This is a genomic window from Petrotoga miotherma DSM 10691, from assembly GCF_002895605.1.
Classification (GTDB): Bacteria; Thermotogota; Thermotogae; order Petrotogales; family Petrotogaceae; genus Petrotoga; species Petrotoga miotherma.
Window position 1 is genome coordinate 38,908 of the sequence record NZ_AZRM01000065.1, and the last position, 21,063, is coordinate 59,970.

Consider the following 21,063-nt stretch of genomic DNA (forward strand, 5'->3'; position numbering starts at 1 on the left):
TACCGGGGTGGATTACTTATGAAATTGATAGTTCAAAAGTATGGAGGAAGTTCTCTTGCAGATTCTGAAAGGTTGAACAATGTTGCCAAGAGAATATGTAACAAAGTAGAAGAAGGGTTTAAAGTATTAGTTGTGGTTTCTGCAAGAGGAGAGACCACAAATAGATTGATATCATTAGCTAAAGAAACAGTTAAAAATCCTGAGCCACGAGAATTGGATATGCTTTTAGCTACAGGAGAACAGATCAGTGCCTCGCTGTTATCGATGATGTTGAACGATAGAGGTATCAAATCAAAATCCATGAATGCCTTTCAATTAAGATTATTAACTACTTCTGACTATAATGAGGCTCAGATCAAAGCAATAAACAAAGAAACAATCCACAAAAACCTTACAAACAACGATGTTTTAGTTATTACAGGATTTCAAGGTGTTACAGAAGAGGGAGATTTAACAACCTTGGGAAGAGGGGGTTCTGATACTTCCGCAGTGGCTTTAGCCGCTTCTCTAAACGTTAAATGTGAAATTTACAGTAATTTTGCCGGTATTTATACCGTTGATCCAAAGATTTATCCCCAAGCAAAAAAATTAAAGTACGTTACTTACGATGAGATGCTAGAAATGGCGGCTTTAGGAGCAAAAGTATTGCACCCAAGGTCGGTAGAAATCGCTAAAAAGTTTAATGTGAAGTTATACTGTGCATCGTCTTTTTCAGATGAGGAGGGAAGTTACGTGGTCGATAATTACAACGAATATATAGAAGAACCTGTTGTAACAGGCTTAAGTGTTGATGAAAATCAAACCCAAGTTACTATTTTTAATCTTCCAACGGGCCATTTTTTTATTAATAAAATTTTTGAAATCGCCGCCAACAAAAACTTAAACATTGATATGATATCCATTATAAAAAATAATGAAAAAGTTGATATCTCTTTCAGCATCGTAGACAGTGTAATCGATAATTTTAGAGAACTTTTAAATGAATCCATTAAAAATTATCAAGAGAATTTTATCGATTTTAAAAATGATTTAGTTAAAATCTCAGTAGTCGGAATAGGTATGAAAAAGGCAAGAGGGGTGGCTTCCCGGTTTTTTAAGGCTATTGAAGATATCCCTATTTTTTTGGTGACTACTTCGGAAATAAAAATTTCATGTTTGATTCCAAAAGAGTATAAACAAAAAGCTGTTGAAAGTTTAGCAAAGGAGTTTGATTTATGAGCCTACTAAAAGTCTACAATCCGTTTCCAATAAAAATTGATAGAGCGGAAGGTTGTTACATTTACGATAAAACTGGGAAGGCGTTTATGGACACATTTGCTGGAATAGGAGTAATGAGTTTTGGACATTCTCACCCATCTTTGTTACAAGCTTTGAAGGAAAAGATGGATAGATATATGCACACCTCTAATTTTTTTCTCGATGAAGATGCCATTTTCGTATCAGAAAAACTAGTTAATTTCACGGGGAAGAATGGTACAGTTTACTTCAGTAATTCTGGAGCAGAGGCAACAGAGGCTGCTTTAAAAGCTATTAAAAAAAGAGCAACAGATAGAAGGAATAAGATCGTTTTCTTCGAGAATGGTTTTCACGGTAGAACTTTAGGTGCACTTTCTATAAACGGTTTTAAAGATCTAAGAAAGCCCTTTGAACCTTTGCTTCCCAACACTATAGAACTGAAGTATAACGATGTTGAAGATTTAAGTAGATACTTCGATCTATTTGGAGAAGAAACGTTGGCTGTTTTTGTAGAACCGATTCTGGGATCAGGCGGAATAGTATCAATCAAACCAGAATTTGCATCTCTGATAGAGGACTTAAAAAAGAAATATAATTTTATTTTAGTCTGCGATGAGGTTCAAGCCGGGCTTGGGCGAACGGGAAAAATTTTTTCATATCAGCATTTTGGGCTATCTCCTAATATTATAACCATTGGGAAATCCATAGGCGGTGGCATACCTTTGGGGGGTACGATATTTCTTGAAAATCTATCTCAGGCTTTTGAAAAAGGAGAACACGGCTCAACTTTTGCTCCAAATCCTGTAGCCCTTGCGGGAGCTAGGTTCGTTGTGGAAAACATTCCTTCTCTTCTGAAAGATGTTGAAGAAAAAGGAAATTACATAATGCAATATTTAAGAGAGAAAAATTTTGAAAAAGTAAAAGAAGTTCGAGGCAAAGGTTTGATGATTGGCATAGAGTTAAAAGAAGAGGCCCCTCAAATGAGGGAAAAAGGTCTACAAGAGGGCCTTTTGTTGAATGTACTCCATAATAGTGTGATTCGTCTACTGCCTCCTTTAAATATTGAATATAACGATATCGAAAAGATGTTGACAAAATTAGAGAAGGTTTTAAAATGATCCTTTCACCGTACGAATTGAGACATAAAATACATGAGAATCCAGAATTATCTCTTGAAGAGTATCAAACTACAGAATTATTGGAAAGAACCATAAAAGAAGCCGCTTCCTTTTACAATGTTGATATTAACGTGTATAGACCTCTAAAAACAGGGCTTATTGTTGAGTATAATGGCGACAGTGGCGATGAGTACCTTCTTTTTAGGGCAGATATCGATGCTTTAAATATAAAAGAAAAGACCGACGTTGATTTCAAATCAAAAAACGAATACATGCACGCATGTGGTCATGACGTTCATATTGCTATCTTGTATGGTTTTTTTATCAACGTAATAAAAAATAAAGTAAAAAAAAATATAATATTTTTATTTCAACCTGCAGAAGAATCAAAGGGTGGAGCCCAAAAGGTCATCGAAAGTGGAATATTGGATAAATTCAATATAAAAGCGGCTTTCGCCCTACACGTCAACGATGACTTCCCCCTGGGGACCATCGCTTCAACGCGTGGTACGCTTTTTGCTTCAGCCCTTGAGTTCTTTGTGGATTTTGAAGGTGTTTCTTCACATCTTGCCTTTCCCCATCAATCTAAAAATGCATTAAACGCCCTTCGCATATTTTTAGATGTGCTGGATAAACTTCCAAAAAATCCCATGGAACCTTTTGTAATCGGCGTTGGTAAAGTAAGTGCAGGTAGCGCGATCAACATTCTACCAGGGAACTCCCATGTTGAAGGAAGTATCAGAGGTGTTAATTCCGAAAATAGCCTAAAATATTTCGAAGATATGAAAAATATACTGTCAGGGATAAAGACCATGACAGGGGTTGATTATTCGTTAAGCAAAGGGTCTTTCTATTCGGAAGTCGTTAACGATTCATTGCTATACGACAAATTTATTCCTAAACTCTCAAAAACCTTTAATTTTATTGACTGTGGCTTAAAAATGACGGGTGAGGATTTTGGCTTTATATCAAAAAAATATCCCGCACTAATGTGTTGGTTAGGGAGTTCCAAAGGCGAACACCACGGTCTTCATAACCCTGAATTTTTGCCTCCCGATGAGGTAATAGATGTTGGGATAAAGGTTTTTGAAACATTTTTAGATTAAGGATTCAATTCAAAAAAACATCTGGCTAGTTCAAAATCCTTTTTTTTCGTTAGTTTGATGTTATTTTTATGATCTTCCACAATCAATGTTTCATAACCAGCATGAATAAATATAGATGCGTCATCTGTGAAAGAAGATAAGATCTTTTCCACATTTTGATATGCTTTAAGTAATTTGGCAAAATCGAAAGTTTGAGGGGTATGATGCAGATAAATCTGGGATCTTTCTAAAGTTTTTAAAATCCGACCGTTATTGACTTGAGAAACCGTGTTTTCTGCCATTTCTGCCAAAACAGCCCCTCCTATTTCTTTTGCTTTGTAGATGCTTTCATCTATTTTTTTAATATCAACGAAAGGTCTTACGGCATCATGAATGCAAACTAAATCAGGCTTATTATCTTTTTTATTCAAATACAACAGGGCGTTATAAACGCTTTCTTGTCTACTGCTTCCGCCAATTACCACATTCTCAAATTTTGAGAAGATTTTAACTTCTTTTTCTGTTAAATCCACGTAGTTTCTATGAGACACGATGAGAAACTTGTCTATTAATTTTGATTGCTGGAATTTTTCAGCTGATATTCTCAATATTGTTTTGTTATTTAATTTTACAAATTGTTTTGGAATTTCAAACCCCGCTCTTTTCCCTTCTCCAGCTGCTACTATAATCGCATAAACCATTTTCTTCACCCTTTATTATTTTTTGTATTTTAAAAAATAGATTTAGTAGAACTTCATCTTTTTTTTAAATAATTAATTTAACTTTTGATATAATAGATTGATAAACTTATTATAATATATTTTTGGCAGAATTGTGCGGGGTGGGTCACAGGGCGAAGGATCCTTTTTCCCCTTTCCTTCTGGGCGGGCAGCGGGGCGAAGGGGCGCTAACAAAGTCTAAGCACAGCTTACAAAAAACCTACAAAAAAATTGTTTTAAAATAGGTCACAGGACAGAGCCCTTTTGCAGATTTGTGCAAAAAGTTTTTTTAAAATAAACTTTGATTTTGAACTTGGGGATCTTAAGGGGTTTACCCCTTAACGTCCAAGGGTGGGCTGCTGGGCGAAGGGGAGCTAATATAATAGAAGACAGCAAATACACTTTCAAGGAGTGATGGCAATGTTGGTAGTAGGAATCGATTTGGGAGGCACTGAAATAAAAGCTGGATTAGTCGATGAAAAAAAAGGAATAATTAAAAAAATTTCTAGGCCTACAGAAGTTGAAATGGGAAATGCCCAGGTAATAGCTAATATAACAAAAACGGTGAAAGAATTAGCGGAAAAAACTGAATTTTCCGCAATCGGAATAGGTTCACCAGGTTCAATAGATAGAAAAAATGGAATTGTGAGATTTTCCCCAAACTTTCCAAATTGGCGCAATTTTGAATTGGTTCGTTTGATAAAAGAAAATATAGAAGTTGACGTCTTTTTAGAAAATGATGCAAATGCCTTTGCACTTGGAGAATGGTATTTTGGAAAAGCAAAGGGTTTGCACGATTTCATCGCTTTAACCATAGGAACAGGCATAGGTTCAGGCGTTGTTTGTAACAACACATTTTTAACGGGTAAAGATGGGTTAGCCCCAGAATTGGGACATGTTGTAGTTGTACCAAATGGCCCACAATGCGGTTGTGGTAATAGAGGATGTGTAGAAGCTACTTCTTCTGCCAAATATATAGCATTAGAAGCCAAAAATTTGATAGATAGATATCCGGATAGCCTTGTATTAAAATTAGCCGGAAAAAAAGAAAAAATTGAATCAAAACACGTTTTTCAGGCTTATGAAAAAAATGATCCCCTTGCCAGTGTAGTTTGTAATTTTGCCATCGATGCACTCGCAAGGGCTATTGGAGGCTATGTTCATGCCTTCAATCCTGAAAAAATAATAATCGGCGGGGGATTAAGTAGAGCTGGAGATGCTCTCTTTGTTCCCTTAAGAGAAATGACGAAAAAATATGTTATGAGCAGTTTCGTCGACACTTACACCATAGAACAATCATCTTTAGTGGAAGATGCGGGCATTTTAGGGGCAGCATCTGCAGCCTTTTATGCCGAAGAAAACCCTTTTAGTTCATAACCAAGAATCTCTTATCTAGAACCGAAAGAAACTTTCACAGGCATTTATTCTTGCTGTATAAAATGAAGATAAATGCAAAAAAACCACATATATATTATAACCGTCAATAATGACGGGAATTTTCAACATCTAATTCACTTTAAAAAGCAAGTATAACTCCGCCTTCATTAGCATAAACTGTACTTATCCCTGCAGTTTCCACAATAATTATATCTCTGAAATTATATCTTTTAGCTGCCTCTTTTTTAATATACTCGGCTCTCTCGAGATCATTGCAATGAGCAATTCCTAAAACTTTATCTTTCAAATTATTCCCCACTTCTCCTATTTTATCAATTAGCTTTTTAATCGCATTTTTGCTTCCTCGTGCTTTATCCAATAAAGTTATAGTACCTTCTTTAGTACCTGCCAGAATAGGTTTTATATTCAAAAAAGAGGCAAATTGACCTTTCAATTTCCCCATACGTCCTGCTTTGATAAGGTTATCTAGCGAATCAAGCACAAATAAGGTCTGCATCTCTTCTATATATTTTTCTGCTTTTTTTATTATTTCTTCCCTACCGAGTTTTGCTTCAATTAATTCACCAATTTTGTAAGCAATCATTGTTTCACCGACAGAAGCGCTAAAAGAATTGAACACCTTCACGAATTTGTCTTTAGCTTCTTCCAATAAAATATTCTTAGCGAGAACCGCATTCTGGTAACTCGAACTTAACTCCTTAGATAATGTAACTACAAAGGTATTTTCATATTTCTCGAATAAATTTAGAAATGGAAGAGGCCCCGGGCTGGCAGTTTTAGGGACTTCGGTAGAGTTTCTCATTGCCTCCAGTAGTTTTTCACGGTCTAGATTCTCATCATCTATAAAATGCTGATCACCAACATCAATAAATAATGGAACTGTCGATATATCAAATCTTTCTTTAATTTCTTTTGTTAAATAACAACAACTGTCAACTACTATTTTAAACTTCACTATTTTATTCCCTCCATTGAGCTTAATTATATTTAATCAGCTTCAGTGAATATTATACCAATATATCATGAAAAATCGTCTTTTTAATTAAATTTTTACTTATAAAAATATTTTAAAATCAATTAATCAAAGGATATCTCCCAAGGGATAAAAAGATCTCAAACTACGGTGTAAATCACTCCCCCTTGGTTTAAGGGACCGCGGGTCCCTAGCTTAGAAGAGTGGGCAACCGGAAATATTAAAGGAATGGGGCCAGGCATAGCAGAAATGGAATTTACAGAACGGGGGTCTGAAACTTTAGTTGCATTTATGATGGATAAAACAGAACCAGGTTCTTTTAACTTCCCCATATACAAAATTTTTGCGGATCCATTCAATACTGCAGGATTGATTATTGACCCTTTGCTAATTGATGGATTTATATTTGAAGTGTGGAATATAAAAGAAAGAAAAAGAATTTTTCTCAAATGTCCCGAAGATTTGTATCTTTTATTATCTTTGATAGGTGCAAAAAGCAAATATGTTATAAAAAGGGTTTTTCCCAAGGATTCTAGCCCTCTACCTAAAGATGAACCCGTTGCAGTAGTAAGCACAGAAAAGCGGTTCTTTATCGCTGAAAAATATGTAGGGAAAGACGATCCAGTAGCATTGGTAAGAGCACAATCGGGTTTACCAGCTTTGGGAGAGGTCTTAGAACCCTTTAGCGTACCTTATTTAGTCAGTGGATGGATGCGTGGTTCACATAACGGCCCTTTAATGTCCGTTTCTTTCAAAAATGCTCAATGTACACGATTTGATGGGCCACCTCGTGTAATTGCAGCAGGCTTCCAGATAAGTCACGGTAATTTTATCGGTCCTATAGATTTGTTTGATGATCCTGCTTTTGACCTCTCTCGGAAAAAAGCTTTAGAATTAGCAGATTACCTAAGGTTACAAGGTCCTTTCGAACCACACAGGCTTCCACCTGAAGAAATGGAATATACTACCCTCCCAGGAGTATTAAAAAAGCTTGAAACAAGGTTTGAAGAATTGGAATAATAATTTCTCTTATGAGGTAACTCCCGAAGCAGCATGCGGGAGTTACTTTTTTATGCAAATTAATCAATAACTTTAAAAATTTTAATAAAATACTTGACTTTTTTAATGTTATATAATATAATTCTTGTAGAATATTTATTATTATATTGAAAATATTAAAGGAGGAGATAAAATGTCAAATTCAACCGGCGGGTTACAACTTTTAATAAAAAACCGTAATTTTCTACTTCTTTTTTTCGGTAGGCTAGTATCCAGTGTCGGATCTGCTATTTTTATCATAGCTATTCTTTGGTCGGCTGCAGCTGAGATAGGCGGGGTAGGTGCAGTTAGTACTGTTTTAAGTACTATAGCTGTTACGAATATTATCTTTTCTCCTTTTGCAGGTGTTTGGGCAGATAGATGGAAAAAGAAAAATATCCTTGTTATAACTGATTTAATAAGTGGCGGAATCCTTATTTTGCTGGGTATTTTCTTTGGAACATATTTCTATCAAATTTGGGTATTGATAATAACCATTTTTGGATTACAGATCTGTGGTACTTTATTTGGTCCTGCGTTGTTGTCTTTAATCCCGATTATGGTAAACGATAATGAGCTTTCTCAAGCTAATGCCATGATTTCAATGACAGATAGACTTTCACAACTTATTGGGATGGCTATCGGCGGTGTGATTGTGTCTTTAGTGGGAATAAAATGGGCAATTTTAATCGATGGGATGACTTTTATTTTCTCGGCAGTCTCTGAAATGTTCATAAAAGCGGAAGAAAAAGGCAGAAAAGAAGAGGAAGTTAGGAAAACTGGTTTGGTTTTTTCGGATATAAAAGATGGTTTTAAAGTGATATGGTCCAATGTTCAACTTAAAGGGTTGATAACCTTAGAAACTTTAGATGATTTTTTTGGAACCACTATATTCGTTTTCTTACCTGTGTTGGCTAGTGAGATACTGAAAGTAGGTCCTGGTGAGTATGGAATTATGCAAACGATGTTGGGAGCAGGTTCTTTTATTTCCGCCCTAGTTCTATCATCCATTAAAGAAATAAAAATGAAGTACGTAGCACTAATGTTATCCTCAGTTTTGGCAGGAGTATTCCTGGCTTCTCTTGGTATAGTTAACAGTTATATTTACGTATTGATTGCTTTGTTGATGTTAGGTGTTATGACTGAGATAGGAAATATTAATGAAAATCTTTTGATTCAAAGAATTACCCCTGAAAACACAAGGGGACGAGTTTTTGCGTTGCGATCAACGATAGATAATTCGTTAAGGCCTTTTTCTTATGCTTTTGCTGGGATAATGGCAACATTTTTTTCATTGAAAAGTTTGTTCTTTGTGTTTGGAATAATAACTAGCATACTTGGAATATTTTACCTAGTGATACCTAATCAATTGAAAAAACGGAATGTTTCCTAAAAATTTGACGTTCTTTCGAAAATATGATATAATTTTTTTGAAGTAAACCGGAGCGTAGCGCAGTTGGCAGCGCGTCAGCATGGGGTGTTGAAGGTCGCTGGTTCAAATCCAGTCGCTCCGACCAAGAATACGGGGTTGTTCCCCGTATTTTTTTAAACCCTAGATTATTATTCTACCAAATTTTTCTTCAACGATTTCTTTAATATCCTTTTTGTTCACAGCTTTTATATATTGGCTTACTGGGAATATCCTATGTCCTCGTTTTAACGCATCTTCTATCGTTGCTATTACGCATACGTCTCCTGCTAAGCCTAAAACCACTAAATTTTCTATCTTATGCTTTCTCAAAAGTTCGTCTAATTCTGATTCAATTCTTCTTTCACTGTCTTTGTAAAATGCTGAATAGCTATCTCCATCCACTTCTTCGCCTTTTTTTATAACGAAATCATAAGTATTTATAAATAGTTGATTCCCATAAGTACCTTTTATGCAATGAGGAGGCCATTTTTCAAAAGATATGTGATTTTCAGGGTGATCATCCATACTTGCAAAAATCTTAAAATTTCTCTCTTTCATTAAAGTCAAAAACTCGTTTACCTGATCTATCCACTCTTCATTTGTTCCAACTACTGGAAGTTCGTTAGAACATCTTTCGGTAAATCCGTTTTGACAATCAACACACAATATTGCAGTATTTGAAGGAGATAATTTTAATGTGTTTACTATATAATTAGTAAACTCGTAAGGTGTTTTGTTGTTTTCAACCATTTGTGATCCTCCTTTGAAAGTTTATTATACAGCGCCCCTTCGCCCCGCAGCCCGCCCATTTAAGGAAAGGGCCTGCGGTCCCTTAGACTTTGCAGTCAAACTTATAAGGATAAAAAAACTCCCCTCTTCGCCCGGCTCGGTCTGAATTTTAGTCACTGATCTTAAATTTGACCAATCCCAAATATTCATGCCAAGCTGACGAAGTTGCTTCTAGGAATCTCATATTGGGCAAGAAATCATACCATTTCAATTCCTCTCGCGAAATCTTATAATCTGTAGGAACGGGAACAACATCGATGTTTGTGTAACTTTCGAAATAATTCATAGCTCTTGTTAAATGTATTGCGCTGGTGACTAAGTATATCTTTTGTACTTCATAATCTTCCAATAGTTTAAGCGTAAACTCCGCATTTTGCTTGGTGTTTTTGGCAAGTGGTTCTACATAGATATCGTTTGGTTTGACTCCCATTTTTAACAATTCTTCTTTCATTATTTGAGCTTCAGGTATCTCGGTGCCTAGTAGTTTCCCACCTGTTACAACTATGGGAACCTGTAAATTTTGGTAAAGCAAGAAACCTTCATATACTCTTTTCATAGCACTATCAGATAATTCTCCAGATCCTTTTCTTGGAGTTTCGGGAATTATTCCTCCTCCAAGTACAACTATTACCCCTTTTTCTTGTGTATTATCCAACAGAGAAACATCCACTGGAGGATATCTATTTTCCAGCGGTAAAACGATTATTTTTGCAAACCATCCAGAAGAAAATATATAGATTACAACGCAAAGGGTTAAAAGAGGAAAAGATAGTTTCTTCTTCCTTATTAACCAGATAATTAAAAATATTATGCCGAGTGAGATAAAAATACCTGGAATTTCTATAAAAGATGTAAAAATATCATAAAATATGATAAACCCCCCTAAAAATATATAAAGTGAATGTACTCAACATTACATAAAATCCTAATGGAACCTTCTTGATTTTCTTTTCTATGTTCGATAAAATAATTAGAATTATGCTAACAATTATGACGGGAAATATATAAATACCAATAAGAAGAGAAAGGACTGATAGAAACTTCACGTCTCCAAAACCCATTTTCCCATTTCGCCAATAATAAAAGGTAATTAAAAAGATAATGATAGTAAAAAAAAGATTAAAGTAATCAAAGTTGAGTAATGCAATTACCAAAATAGCTACTATTCCTAAATCAGGAATGATAAAGGTAAAATAATCATATAGCCCTATATACAAAAGGCTATTAGCAAAAAGCAGATTTTGCCAGTTAAAAGAGGTGAGTATGACAAACATATTTACAACTATATAAGACAAAACGATAATTAGAACCTTTTTATTTTTATTCAGTGTTTTTTACACCTTTTCTATTACTTCCATTTCCTCTTTCGTCAAATTTTTGTTCAGAATTTCTTCAAGCCCATAGATGTACCACATGTACTTATCTTTTATTTCTTGATATATACTTTTGGCTTCCTCAAATTTTTTAACCTTTAAATAAGGTATAACCAATAGCAATTTAAAATGTTCATTTTCTTTATCTTGGTCTATATATTTTTCTAAAAAGTTTTGAGCTTCTTTATATTTACCATTTTCAAACATTACTTTAGCCCATACCTCTATGTCGGTTGAATATTCAGGTGTCGTATTGAGAATTTCCTCTTTGAGTTCATTCGCTTCAGTAGTTCTTGATAATTTTTCATAAATAGTACATAACTCATATTTACCCAATACACTGTTAGGGAATCTATTAAGAAATTTTTCTAAAACGTGAGCGGCTTTTTCATAATCCCCTTTTTGCATGTAAGCATCTGAAATCATGAAGTAGGTTACATAATTGTTAGGAGAGAGTTCTAACTCTTTCTTCCAAATAGCAGCTGCTTTTTCGTATTCGCCTAAATTAAAGTATAATTCTCCTAATTCAGACAAAGCAGCTATATTCCAAGGATCTAATTTAACAGCTTTTTCTAAATACTCCTCTCCTTCTTCCATCTCACCTTTTTCTACTAAAACTGAACCCATTAATTCGTAGGCGGGAGCGAAACTCGGATCAATTTTGAGTATAAAATGCACAACATCTTTCACGAAATCGAAGTTCTTTTTATCAGCTTCCAATAAAACCGTATCGAATAGTCCATTCAAAGATATATGTGTTAAGTCGGAGTAATTAATTTGAAACTCAGAAAAATAAGACAAAAATTCGGAAAGAACGAAGGGATAAATCACAAAGCTGGAAGTTAAACCGGGCAAGTATTCTACAAGTTTTTCGATTTTCTTTGTTTCTTCAATAAATTTTGAGTTGTTTTTTAAATCAGCCTTCATTAACTCAAAATCTCCTTCATACAAGAACTCACAAAGCAAGATTGGAAAAGGGGTTAAATCAGTTATTTCAATTTCCTCTTCTCCAAGGTTGAACTTTACTATGTGCTCCATGGGTATCTCCTCCTTTTAGCTAGATGTTGTTGCTTTTATTTTTTATTATACCATAATTAAGATTTATTAAGAAAATTTATTTGCAATATTTTGCACTTAAAATTATAAAAAGCAGGCTTGCGCCTGCTTTCTTAAACATTATGATGTTTATTCAATTTTGATCTCTTTTCCTTCACCTTTAGCTGTCTCAACTTTTGGTATAGTTAACTTTAAAACTCCATTTTCATATTCAGCTTTAATTTTGTCTTTGTCGATATACTCTGGAAGTCTTATAGTTCGTTCAATCCTACCAAAGTATCTTTCTCTCCTATATACGTTCCCTCTTTTTACTTCATCGGATTCTTTTTTTTCTGCGGATATGGTTAATAGATCATTGTTCAATTGAACTTTTATATCTTTTTTGTTTAAACCAGGTAATTCACACTCTACGATGTAATCATCGTCAGTTTCATAAACATCCATCTCACCACGAGAGGTCGTTCCAAAAGGCAATGATCTAAAGAAATCTTCAAACTCTCTATTGAAGAAATCAAAAGGAGATAACAAATCTTCTCTGTTATCTCTATCGTCTCTTCTTCTTTCCAACATTTGTTATCGCCTCCTTTTTCACTGTTTTTCCCATCTTTAGAAACTTGAAAACTTGTTTTAGCGCCCTGAACCCTTTTAAAACTGAAATCTTTTTGAAGATTATAGAGTTTCTAAAATATTTATTTTACTAAAATTTGCGCTCTTTTGCCCCGCTCCTCACTCTTATTTTTGTCTATTGTTGTTTATTATTTTCATTAAAATTATATATCAAAAAAATCGATAATGTCAAGAGCGTTTTTAAAAATGGTTATGATTGTTTTTAATTGATAATAAAAGATTTATATTAATATTAAATTTAATTATAATAAAATATTTAATCACTTGTTATTTAAGAGTGATAATTATTTAAAAATCGTTTCTTTAAGATAATTAAGTAAGTTATAGTTAACCCATCTGAGAGGGTATGTATTATGATTGGATAGATCAAACTATTTGAAATTTGAAAGGTATATCCCAAAATCGATCCCATTATGATTCTTCCTGGCAAAAGACTTATAAATTGTTTTATACTTTCTCTGCCAAAGAAAAGATTGTTTAAGTGAGCGAAAACAAAAATTATTGTTGCTATGATGGTTGCATATTCAATAGAAAAAATTGAACCTGGTAAAAACATTCTTAAATTTCCTTGGATAAATCCTCTATAAAACAATTCTTCGGTAGGGCCTACAACCATCCAAACATGTAATAATATAATTTTGTTATTTCGAAAATTTCCGTAGGGAATCTTCATGAGATCAGAAAAGGACATCTTTCTCATACTACCTAAAGATCCCAATATTAAAACAAAAGAGATTAGAAGCATAATAAACCCTTTTTTAAAATTCCCAGTTTGAAATCCTGCCTGCTGGAAGTTTATTCGTGAAAGATAGATAAGAAAGATTGAAATGGTAATACCGAATATTCCTAAAATTACATTTCCCAAAGAAATACCTTTTCTTTTTAGGAGAAGTCGACCTATTGCATATATTAATAAATAGTAGATAGCAATTAAAATGATAAATTTAATAAAAGCCATTTATTCACCTACTTTTATGGACGTTAAGGGGGGAACCCCCTTAAAAACCCCCAAACTAAAATCAAACCCATTTAAAACATAGTTTGCATACTGCAGCAAACGCTGCCCACCCTTCTTCTATATCTTCAATTTAATTATACAATATTAGTATGCTTAACTTCCATCAATGTCATTGAGAAGTGCAACATGGATTATAAAGAAATTTTTATTTATTTGACTTTAGATTTTTTTTAAACTATAATTAGTTGGGGGTATCTAATCCCTTCAGAACATTTGTAAAAAAGAATGGTTCCGTTTCGGAGGAATTATATGTCAATATATGCTATAACATCATTAATAGTCTTCATAATAGTCGTGGTAGGAATGGTTTTTCAGAAAATAGATAGAGCACTTATCGCTATGTTGGGGGCTATTTTTCTATTAGGAACAGGGGTATTTCCTAGCCAAATTGGTGCAATAAAAGAGTATGTGGATTATAACACCCTCTTGTTGCTGCTTGGAATGATGATATTTGTGGAAACTTTAAGAAAGACAGGTATATTTACATTCTTAGGCCTCTCTATGTTGAGAATGTTCGGAAATAACACCTACACTTTATTCATTTCTCTAATTTTTTTGGTTGCTTTATTTTCTGGTTTTATTGACAACGTTACGACCGTTTTAGTTTTTATCCCAATGACTTTTGCCATTACTGATTCCTTAAATATTAATTATCTACCTTTTGTTTTAGGGGAAATTTTCGCATCGAATATTGGAGGTATGGCAACAATAATTGGTGATCCTCCTAATATTATGATTGCTTCTGCGGCAGGTTATTCTTTCTCAGAGTTCGCACTTATTATGTATCCTGTTACATTGATCAATTTAATATTCGCCATTCTCTTATTGATATATTTTTTCAAAGAAGACTTATCAATTAAAATAGACAAAGAAGCGATTAAAAACTTTGATGTATCTCACATAGTAGAAAACAAAAAAGAATTTATCGTGTCTATACTTTTGTTTGGAGCAGTTATCCTAGCTTTTGCTTTACAACATGAGTTAAATTTAGAAAGTTCAACCGTTGCCTTAGCTGCAGGTTTTTTCTCGTTATTTATTCTTAGACCGAAGGATTTAAAGGAGACATTATCTAAAGTTGAATGGGAAAACATTTTGTTTTTCTTCGCTTTATTTTTAATAGCTGGTGCACTTGAAGAAACAGGTATCATTAGCGCTTTTTCTAATATGCTTGTTGATTTTGCCGGTAATTCGTTACGCATATTTAGCTTTTTGATTCTAACAATTTCTTCCTTCTTTGCTGGTTTTTTAAATAATGTTCCTTTAACGGCTGCAATGATACCTGTCATTGAAAAATTATCTATTTCTGAGTCTTCCATATTTATTAATCTTGATCCCATTTGGTATTCGTTATCTTTGGGTGCTTGTTTAGGAGGGAACTTAACTCCAATAGCTGCTTCAGCGAACGTTATAGCGTTAGGTCTTTTAACAGAATTTAAAGGAAAAACAATTTCATTTTGGGAATTTTCAAAATACGGTTTGATAATATTATTGGGAAATATAGTAATTTCAGGAATATATGTAAATTTCTTTTTTTTCTGATTACGTAATGGACGGGCTGCGTGATGAAAGGGTCCAGAACTCTCTCCTTAGATGGGCGGGGCGAATGGGGTAGACTCTTTTCATCCTTAGGGGGAGGGGAGTGGGGCAAAGGGCCGCTATCTTTACAGTTTTAAAGTTTCTAATGACAGTAAAATAATAACATCAGGAGGAAGTTTTAATTTATGCCACAAACTGAACTAATAACCCTTATAGTATTTGCAGTAGTATTGTTTTTTATTATCAATCACAAGATAAATAGAACCATTGTTGCTATGTTGGGAGCTTCGGTACTTATTATATTCGGGGTTTTCCCAGACGAGATTGAAGCTATAAGAAATTATGTAGATTTCAACACCCTTCTTTTACTGTTTGGGATGATGCTCTTTGTAAACGTTATTCGAAGAACCAGCCTTTTTTCATATGTTGGCATTAAGACTTTGAGAATATTTGGAATAAACGGATATATGCTGTTTATTTCCTTGACTTTTTTAGTTGCAATAATATCAGGTTTTATTGATAATGTTACTACAATACTTGTTTTTATACCTATTACTTTTGCTATAACGGATTCATTAAAAGTCAATTATTTCCCTTATGTTTTAGGTGAAATTTTTGCATCGAATATTGGAGGGATGGCAACCATCATTGGTGATCCTCCTAATATAATGATAGCTTCAGCTGCAGGATTTTCTTTTTCAGAATTCGCTTTAGTTATGTACCCAATAGCATTAATTAATCTCTTATTCATGGATATGCTCTTTATTTTAGTTTTTAAAAATGATCTTCAAATGAAATTTGATAAAGAGACTATCAAAAGTTTTGATACTTCTCATTTAATTGAAGATAAAAAAAGTTTTTTCCTCTCTATAATCCTTTTTGTAACAGTAATAATTGCTTTTTCGGCTCAACACTTTTTAGGTGTAGAAAGTTCCACTATTGCTATAATAGCAGGGTTCTTCTCTTTACTGATACTAGCACCAAATCAGGTGAGGGATACTTTGAACGAAGTTGAATGGGAAAGCCTTTTGTTCTTTTTTGGTTTATTTCTCATTACAGGAGCGATGGAAGAAACTGGAGTGATAGCTGATTTATCCAATATCATGGTAAAAGTTGCAGGCAATTCAGTTAAATCTTTCTCTATGTTTATTTTACCTGTTGCTAGTTTAATTTCGGGATTCATTGATAATATTCCTTTTACAGCTACTATGATTCCCGTTGTTCAACATTTACAAGTAGTGCAACCAGGTATTTTTAGCAATTTGAGTCCAGTGTGGTATTCGCTTGCGATGGGGGCATGTTTGGGTGGAAATGCAACTTCCATTGGTGCATCAGCTAATATTATTGGGCTTGCAATGCTCACGCAGTTTAAGAATAAAACTATCTTGTTCAAAGATTTTGCTAAATACGGATTATTACTTGTATTAGGAAATATAGTTATATCAGAAATATATCTATTATTATTGTTTTTCTAGAAACTTTCAGGGTGGATTATAGGGTGGGGAGCGGGGCAAGGGGCGCTAACAAAGACTAAACACGACTTACAAGAAAACTAAGCAAACAATTAATCCAAAAAAATGGTTTTTAAAAGGGTCACAGGGCGGAGCCCTCCCCCTGCCAGTTTAAGGGACCGCAGGTCCCTTCCTTAGAAGGGTGGGGAGCGGGGCAAGGGGCGCTAACAAAGACTAAACACGACTTACAAGAAAACTAAGCAAACAATTAATCCAAAAAAATGGTTTTAAAAAGGGTCACAGGGCGGAGCCCTCCCCCTGCCAGTTTAAGGGACCGCAGGTCCCTTCCTTAGAAGGGTGGGGAGCGGGGCAAAGGGGCGCTATAAATAAAGATTCTTAAGACAGTAGTCAACAATACTAAAAGGGGGAATATTTTTATGAAAACACTTTTATTGAAAAACGGATACATTTATCCTATTTCCAGAGAACCATTTGTTGGAGATATTTTGATAGAAGATGGTACAATCAAGCAAATAGGGAAAGATCTACAAGTTAAAGCAGACGAGGTGATAGATGCAACAAACAAGTATATCTTTCCAGGATTTATCGATGCTCATTCCCATATTGGTTTATTTGAAGAAGGTGTTGGAGCTTCTTACCAAGATGGAAATGAAGCGACAGACCCTATTACCCCACAAGTTAGGGCGATTGATGCCTTTTATCCGGAAGACGCTGCTATAAAAAGAGCTCTATCTGGGGGAGTTACAACAGTGATGATAGTACCAGGTAGTGCCAACCCTATTGGAGGACAGGGGGCCATATTAAAGTTAAATGCTCAAATAACCGATGAAACTATTTTAAGAGAACCTGCTGGGCTTAAAATGGCTTTGGGAGAAAATCCTAAAAGAGTCTATGGCTCTTTCAACAAAACTCCATCTACTAGGTTAGGAAATGCAGCAGTAATTAGAGATTATTTTACAAAAGTTAGAAACTATATTGAAAAGAAGAAAACCGCAGAAAAAGAAGGTAAATCTTTCAATGAAACTGATATCAAATTTGAAATTGGTGAAAAAGTCCTGAAAAAGAAAATTCCAGCAAGGATTCATGCACACAGAAAAGACGATATTTTAACGGCGATAAGGTTATCCGAAGAATTTGGGTTTGACCTTGTTATCGAACATGCAACAGAGGCTTATAAAATCCCTGATTTTATTAAAGAAAAAAATATTCCGTTGATTTTGGGACCTCTACTAGGTTTTAGAACAAAATTGGAAACAAGGGATATGCGGTTTGAGTCGATAAGAATAATTAATGAGAAGGGAATCTTGGCTGCATTGATGTCAGACCACCCAGTAACTCATTTAGAACACGCTTCAATACAAGCAGCTACTGCCTTAAGGTATGGAGCCAAGGAAGAAGACTTGCTAAAAATGTTAACGATAAATCCAGCTAAAATTCTAAAGATAGAAAAACGTTTAGGAACTATTGATGAAAGCAAGGACGCAGATTTGGTTTTGTGGAGCGGTCATCCTTTTGACCCCAGAAGCATTGTAGAAAAGACACTGATAAATGGAACTGTGGTTTATGAATCGTAAAATTACTCGCTAATTTTGTTTTAATTAACCATAATCACCTATTATTGTCTATTTTTGCCTATAAACTACTCTCCTGAGGTTTGAAAAAAATTTCATCGAAATATTTGGTGCGGATACCCCTGGATTCATTCATAGGGAGGAGCACCATTCTCCTTTCTTTTCGCTTAATAATTACATTCCTACCAAAACATGTTATAATGCTATTGGAATGAGGTGATATTACGTATCGTACCCAGAAGAATCAATTAAGAAATTTAAACAAACAAGAATATATTGCCCTTAAAGAATTATGTAAGCTGTCTAAAAACCTGTATAACTCAACTCTATATGCTGTTCGCCAATATTACTTTACAGAGAAAAAGTATTTACGCTACGAATCAGCCTACCATATCTGTAAAGAAAACGAAAACTATCAACTTCTTAATACAGACATTGCGCAACAAACCATGAAAGTAGTCGACCGCAACTTTAAGTCTTTCTTTGCACTTATTTCTAAGGCTAAAGAGGGCAATTACAGGTTTTCAGACATTCGACTTCCGCATTATCTTCCAAAAGATGGATACTTTATGCTGATTATCCCGCGTTTCAAGGTTAAGGACGGTTATTTTACCGTGCCTATGTCCATTGCCTTCAAAAAGGAATTTGGAGAAGTTAAACTTCCGTTTCCTGAAAGGTTAAACAAAAAGCAAGTAAAAGAAATCCGTATCTTCCCTAAGCACAACTGTAAATTCTTTGATATTGAATTTGTATACGTTCAGGAAGAAGAAAACCTAAACCTTAATACAGGTAACGCTCTTGCTATAGACTTTGGGCTTGACAACCTCGCAACTTGTATTACAAACACTGGGGCGTCCTTTATCGTGGACGGTAAAAGATTAAAATCAATTAACCAGTGGTATAACAAAGAAAACGCAAGGTTGCAGTCTATCAAGGACAAGCAAGAGATTAAGGGCATAACCCATCGCCAATATATCAATACCAAGAAACGTAATAACCGTCTTAACTATTATATGAACAAAACTGCAAGGATTATCGTTAACTACTGTATCGAAAACGATATTGGCAATATTGTCGTAGGTTATAACCCTGACTGGAAACGTAATATCAATCTTGGTAAGAGCAATAACCAAAAGTTTGTCCAAATATCACATGGTAATTTGCGCCTTAAAATCAAGTCCCTTTGTGAGCGTTATGGAATTAACTACATTGAGCAGGAAGAAAGCTATACTTCAAAGGCTGACTTTTTCGCCAATGATGATATTCCTGTTTACAATGCCGATAATCCGCAGGCATACAGCTTTAGCGGAAAACGCATATCCAGAGGGCAATATAAAACTTGTCAAGGCACAATTATTAATGCTGATTGCAACGGTGCATTAAACATACTTCGCAAAAGTAACCTGATGGACTTAACCCTCCTACAGGCTAGAGGCTGTTTAAACCAGCCCCAAAGAATAAGGGTTTTAAGCTAAACTTCTTTGAAATCCCCTGTCCTTATTTGCCGTGAGGCTGTTTTCAGGCATGGGGAAGTTTAAGGTGAGTTAAACTATATATAGTAGTTATTTTCTTAAAGGGGAGTGAAAAAATGAAGGCTATTGAAAAATCGAAACCAGGAAAAGGATTATCCTTAATGGAAGTAGAAGAAACATCTTTACAATCTCCACACGATGTAAAGATTAAAATTTTGAAAGTATCAATATGTGGGACTGATGTACATATTTACGAATGGAATGATTGGGCAAAAGACCGAATTAAGCAATTCCCACAAATCGATGGCCATGAATTTGTTGGAAGGGTAATCGAAGTTGGAAATGAAGTTAAAAGCGTTAAACCTGGAGATTTAGTTGTTTCAGACAGTCATATACCTTGTGGTTATTGTCATCAGTGTAGAACAGGAAATATGCATGTATGCCAGAATTTAAAGATCTTAGGAGTAGATAGAGATGGCGTTTTTTCTGAATACGCCGTTCTACCAGATACAGTTTTGATAAAAATCGACGAAAGTATACCTTTAAAATATGCATCTGTGATGGAACCTTTGGGAAATGCGATTTTTACAACAACTGCAGCCGATCTTAGAGGTAAAGTAGTTTTAATTGCCGGAGCGGGACCTATTGGCGCTATGGCGATAGAAATTGCCAAATTATCCGGAGCAGCTTTCATTATAGTAAGTGAACCTTCTGATTACAGGATCAATATGGCAAAATCTTTAGGGGCTGATTTAGTTATAAATCCGAAGGAGAAGTCTGTAGTTGAAGAAGTATTAAAAATAACCTCTGGATTGGGAGCAGATGTCTTTCTTGAAATGTCAGGAAATGAAAACGCTTTGAATGATGGTATAAAATCATTAAAAAGCACAGGAGTGGCATCTATCTTAGGGGTTTATCCTGAAAGCAAGATAAAGTTTGAAATGAATACCGCAGTTTTTAAAAATCTTACTATTCACACGATTACTGGAAGAAAGATGTTTGAAACGTGGTATATGGCTATAAACTGGCTGAAATATCATAAATTGGATTTAAGTAAAGTCGTTACGCATGAATTTGACTTTGAAAATTTTGAAGAAGCTTTCGAATTGATGGCCAGTGGGAAAAGCGGTAAGATAGTTTTAAACGTTACAAAAGAGGAGGAGGTTTGATT

At 34.6% G+C, this 21,063-nt stretch carries 18 protein-coding genes, 1 tRNA gene and 1 pseudogene; 12 read left to right on the forward strand and 8 right to left on the reverse strand.

What is annotated here, in order from left to right:
- Positions 1-18 precede the first annotated feature (18 nt).
- From X928_RS09835 to X928_RS09845, 3 genes are read left to right on the forward strand one after another with little or no spacing between them, the layout of a single operon-like run.
- Complete coding sequence (locus X928_RS09835) at positions 19-1,218, forward strand: aspartate kinase (protein WP_103079589.1); 1,200 nt, start codon at positions 19-21, stop codon at positions 1,216-1,218.
- On the forward strand, positions 1,215-2,354 hold the full coding sequence (locus X928_RS09840; protein WP_103079590.1) for an aspartate aminotransferase family protein: 1,140 nt from the start codon (positions 1,215-1,217) through the stop codon (positions 2,352-2,354). Before X928_RS09835 ends, X928_RS09840 begins: the two co-directional genes overlap by 4 nt.
- Positions 2,351-3,460: an amidohydrolase gene (locus tag X928_RS09845; protein WP_103079591.1), complete on the forward strand. Its 1,110-nt coding sequence runs from the start codon at positions 2,351-2,353 to the stop codon at positions 3,458-3,460. Before X928_RS09840 ends, X928_RS09845 begins: the two co-directional genes overlap by 4 nt.
- On the opposite strand, the gene ispD is transcribed toward X928_RS09845, so the two are convergent.
- Positions 3,457-4,140, reverse strand: coding sequence for a 2-C-methyl-D-erythritol 4-phosphate cytidylyltransferase (gene ispD, locus X928_RS09850; RefSeq protein WP_103079592.1), 684 nt, complete (start codon positions 4,138-4,140; stop codon positions 3,457-3,459). The genes X928_RS09845 and ispD overlap by 4 nt on opposite strands.
- A gap of 438 nt (positions 4,141-4,578) precedes the next feature.
- Between ispD and X928_RS09855 the strand changes: the two genes are divergently transcribed.
- Entirely contained in the window at positions 4,579-5,535 is a 957-nt protein-coding gene (locus X928_RS09855; protein ID WP_103079593.1) for an ROK family protein, read from the forward strand.
- A gap of 139 nt (positions 5,536-5,674) precedes the next feature.
- On the opposite strand, the gene X928_RS09860 is transcribed toward X928_RS09855, so the two are convergent.
- Complete coding sequence (locus tag X928_RS09860) at positions 5,675-6,511, reverse strand: DegV family protein (protein WP_103079594.1); 837 nt, start codon at positions 6,509-6,511, stop codon at positions 5,675-5,677.
- A 228-nt stretch (positions 6,512-6,739) separates the two neighbouring features.
- Here X928_RS09860 and X928_RS09865 point away from each other — a divergent pair.
- From X928_RS09865 to X928_RS09875, 3 genes and pseudogenes are all read left to right on the forward strand, one after another.
- Positions 6,740-7,549, forward strand: a pseudogene (locus X928_RS09865) (fructose 1,6-bisphosphatase); the annotation flags it as partial.
- Positions 7,550-7,721: 172 nt separating this feature from the next.
- Positions 7,722-8,960: an MFS transporter gene (locus X928_RS09870; RefSeq protein WP_103079595.1), complete on the forward strand. Its 1,239-nt coding sequence runs from the start codon at positions 7,722-7,724 to the stop codon at positions 8,958-8,960.
- 48 nt (positions 8,961-9,008) lie between these two features.
- Positions 9,009-9,084: transfer RNA gene (locus X928_RS09875), tRNA-Pro, on the forward strand.
- Between the two features lie 35 nt (positions 9,085-9,119).
- On the opposite strand, the gene X928_RS09880 is transcribed toward X928_RS09875, so the two are convergent.
- The 6 genes from X928_RS09880 to X928_RS09905 form a co-directional block, all read right to left on the reverse strand.
- Positions 9,120-9,728 carry an isochorismatase family protein gene (locus X928_RS09880; protein WP_103079596.1) on the reverse strand — a complete coding sequence of 203 codons (609 nt, stop codon included), beginning with the start codon at positions 9,726-9,728 and terminating at the stop codon, positions 9,120-9,122.
- 148 nt (positions 9,729-9,876) lie between these two features.
- The gene (locus tag X928_RS09885; protein ID WP_169926385.1) at positions 9,877-10,422 is read right to left on the reverse strand and encodes a YdcF family protein; all 546 of its coding nucleotides are present in this window, start codon (positions 10,420-10,422) and stop codon (positions 9,877-9,879) included.
- Between the two features lie 205 nt (positions 10,423-10,627).
- Positions 10,628-11,041, reverse strand: a complete 414-nt coding sequence (locus X928_RS10470) for a prepilin peptidase (protein ID WP_369333232.1) — start codon at positions 11,039-11,041, stop codon at positions 10,628-10,630.
- A gap of 60 nt (positions 11,042-11,101) precedes the next feature.
- Positions 11,102-12,178 carry a tetratricopeptide repeat protein gene (locus X928_RS09895; RefSeq protein ID WP_103079599.1) on the reverse strand — a complete coding sequence of 359 codons (1,077 nt, stop codon included), beginning with the start codon at positions 12,176-12,178 and terminating at the stop codon, positions 11,102-11,104.
- A 147-nt stretch (positions 12,179-12,325) separates the two neighbouring features.
- On the reverse strand, positions 12,326-12,766 hold the full coding sequence (locus tag X928_RS09900; RefSeq protein WP_103079600.1) for an Hsp20/alpha crystallin family protein: 441 nt from the start codon (positions 12,764-12,766) through the stop codon (positions 12,326-12,328).
- 328 nt (positions 12,767-13,094) lie between these two features.
- Positions 13,095-13,781: a CPBP family intramembrane glutamic endopeptidase gene (locus X928_RS09905; RefSeq protein WP_103079601.1), complete on the reverse strand. Its 687-nt coding sequence runs from the start codon at positions 13,779-13,781 to the stop codon at positions 13,095-13,097.
- A gap of 309 nt (positions 13,782-14,090) precedes the next feature.
- On the opposite strand from X928_RS09905, the gene X928_RS09910 reads away from it, so the two are divergent.
- The 5 genes from X928_RS09910 (at position 14,091) to tdh (ending at position 21,061) form a co-directional block, all read left to right on the forward strand.
- Positions 14,091-15,380, forward strand: coding sequence for an ArsB/NhaD family transporter (locus X928_RS09910; protein WP_103079602.1), 1,290 nt, complete (start codon positions 14,091-14,093; stop codon positions 15,378-15,380).
- Between the two features lie 182 nt (positions 15,381-15,562).
- Positions 15,563-16,852 (forward strand): ArsB/NhaD family transporter, encoded by a 1,290-nt coding sequence (locus X928_RS09915; protein ID WP_103079603.1) that lies wholly within the window; start codon positions 15,563-15,565, stop codon positions 16,850-16,852.
- A gap of 413 nt (positions 16,853-17,265) precedes the next feature.
- A complete protein-coding gene (locus X928_RS09920) occupies positions 17,266-18,423 on the forward strand; it encodes an amidohydrolase (protein WP_103079604.1) in 1,158 nt (385 codons plus the stop codon).
- Between the two features lie 218 nt (positions 18,424-18,641).
- The gene (locus tag X928_RS09925) at positions 18,642-19,895 is read left to right on the forward strand and encodes an RNA-guided endonuclease InsQ/TnpB family protein (protein WP_103079605.1); all 1,254 of its coding nucleotides are present in this window, start codon (positions 18,642-18,644) and stop codon (positions 19,893-19,895) included.
- A gap of 113 nt (positions 19,896-20,008) precedes the next feature.
- On the forward strand, positions 20,009-21,061 hold the full coding sequence (tdh, locus tag X928_RS09930) for an L-threonine 3-dehydrogenase (RefSeq protein ID WP_103065847.1): 1,053 nt from the start codon (positions 20,009-20,011) through the stop codon (positions 21,059-21,061).
- Positions 21,062-21,063: the final 2 nt, after the last annotated feature.

Coding starts and splice junctions, on each gene's coding strand:
- X928_RS09835 (WP_103079589.1), top strand. CDS start 19: ATGAAATTGATAGTTCAAAAGTATGGAGGAAGTTCTCTTGCAGATTCT.
- X928_RS09840 (WP_103079590.1), top strand. CDS start 1,215: ATGAGCCTACTAAAAGTCTACAATCCGTTTCCAATAAAAATTGATAGA.
- X928_RS09845 (WP_103079591.1), top strand. CDS start 2,351: ATGATCCTTTCACCGTACGAATTGAGACATAAAATACATGAGAATCCA.
- ispD (WP_103079592.1), bottom strand. CDS start 4,140: ATGGTTTATGCGATTATAGTAGCAGCTGGAGAAGGGAAAAGAGCGGGG.
- X928_RS09855 (WP_103079593.1), top strand. CDS start 4,579: ATGTTGGTAGTAGGAATCGATTTGGGAGGCACTGAAATAAAAGCTGGA.
- X928_RS09870 (WP_103079595.1), top strand. CDS start 7,722: ATGTCAAATTCAACCGGCGGGTTACAACTTTTAATAAAAAACCGTAAT.
- X928_RS09880 (WP_103079596.1), bottom strand. CDS start 9,728: ATGGTTGAAAACAACAAAACACCTTACGAGTTTACTAATTATATAGTA.
- X928_RS10470 (WP_369333232.1), bottom strand. CDS start 11,041: ATGTTTGTCATACTCACCTCTTTTAACTGGCAAAATCTGCTTTTTGCT.
- X928_RS09895 (WP_103079599.1), bottom strand. CDS start 12,178: ATGGAGCACATAGTAAAGTTCAACCTTGGAGAAGAGGAAATTGAAATA.
- X928_RS09900 (WP_103079600.1), bottom strand. CDS start 12,766: ATGTTGGAAAGAAGAAGAGACGATAGAGATAACAGAGAAGATTTGTTA.
- X928_RS09905 (WP_103079601.1), bottom strand. CDS start 13,781: ATGGCTTTTATTAAATTTATCATTTTAATTGCTATCTACTATTTATTA.
- X928_RS09910 (WP_103079602.1), top strand. CDS start 14,091: ATGTCAATATATGCTATAACATCATTAATAGTCTTCATAATAGTCGTG.
- X928_RS09915 (WP_103079603.1), top strand. CDS start 15,563: ATGCCACAAACTGAACTAATAACCCTTATAGTATTTGCAGTAGTATTG.
- X928_RS09920 (WP_103079604.1), top strand. CDS start 17,266: ATGAAAACACTTTTATTGAAAAACGGATACATTTATCCTATTTCCAGA.
- tdh (WP_103065847.1), top strand. CDS start 20,009: ATGAAGGCTATTGAAAAATCGAAACCAGGAAAAGGATTATCCTTAATG.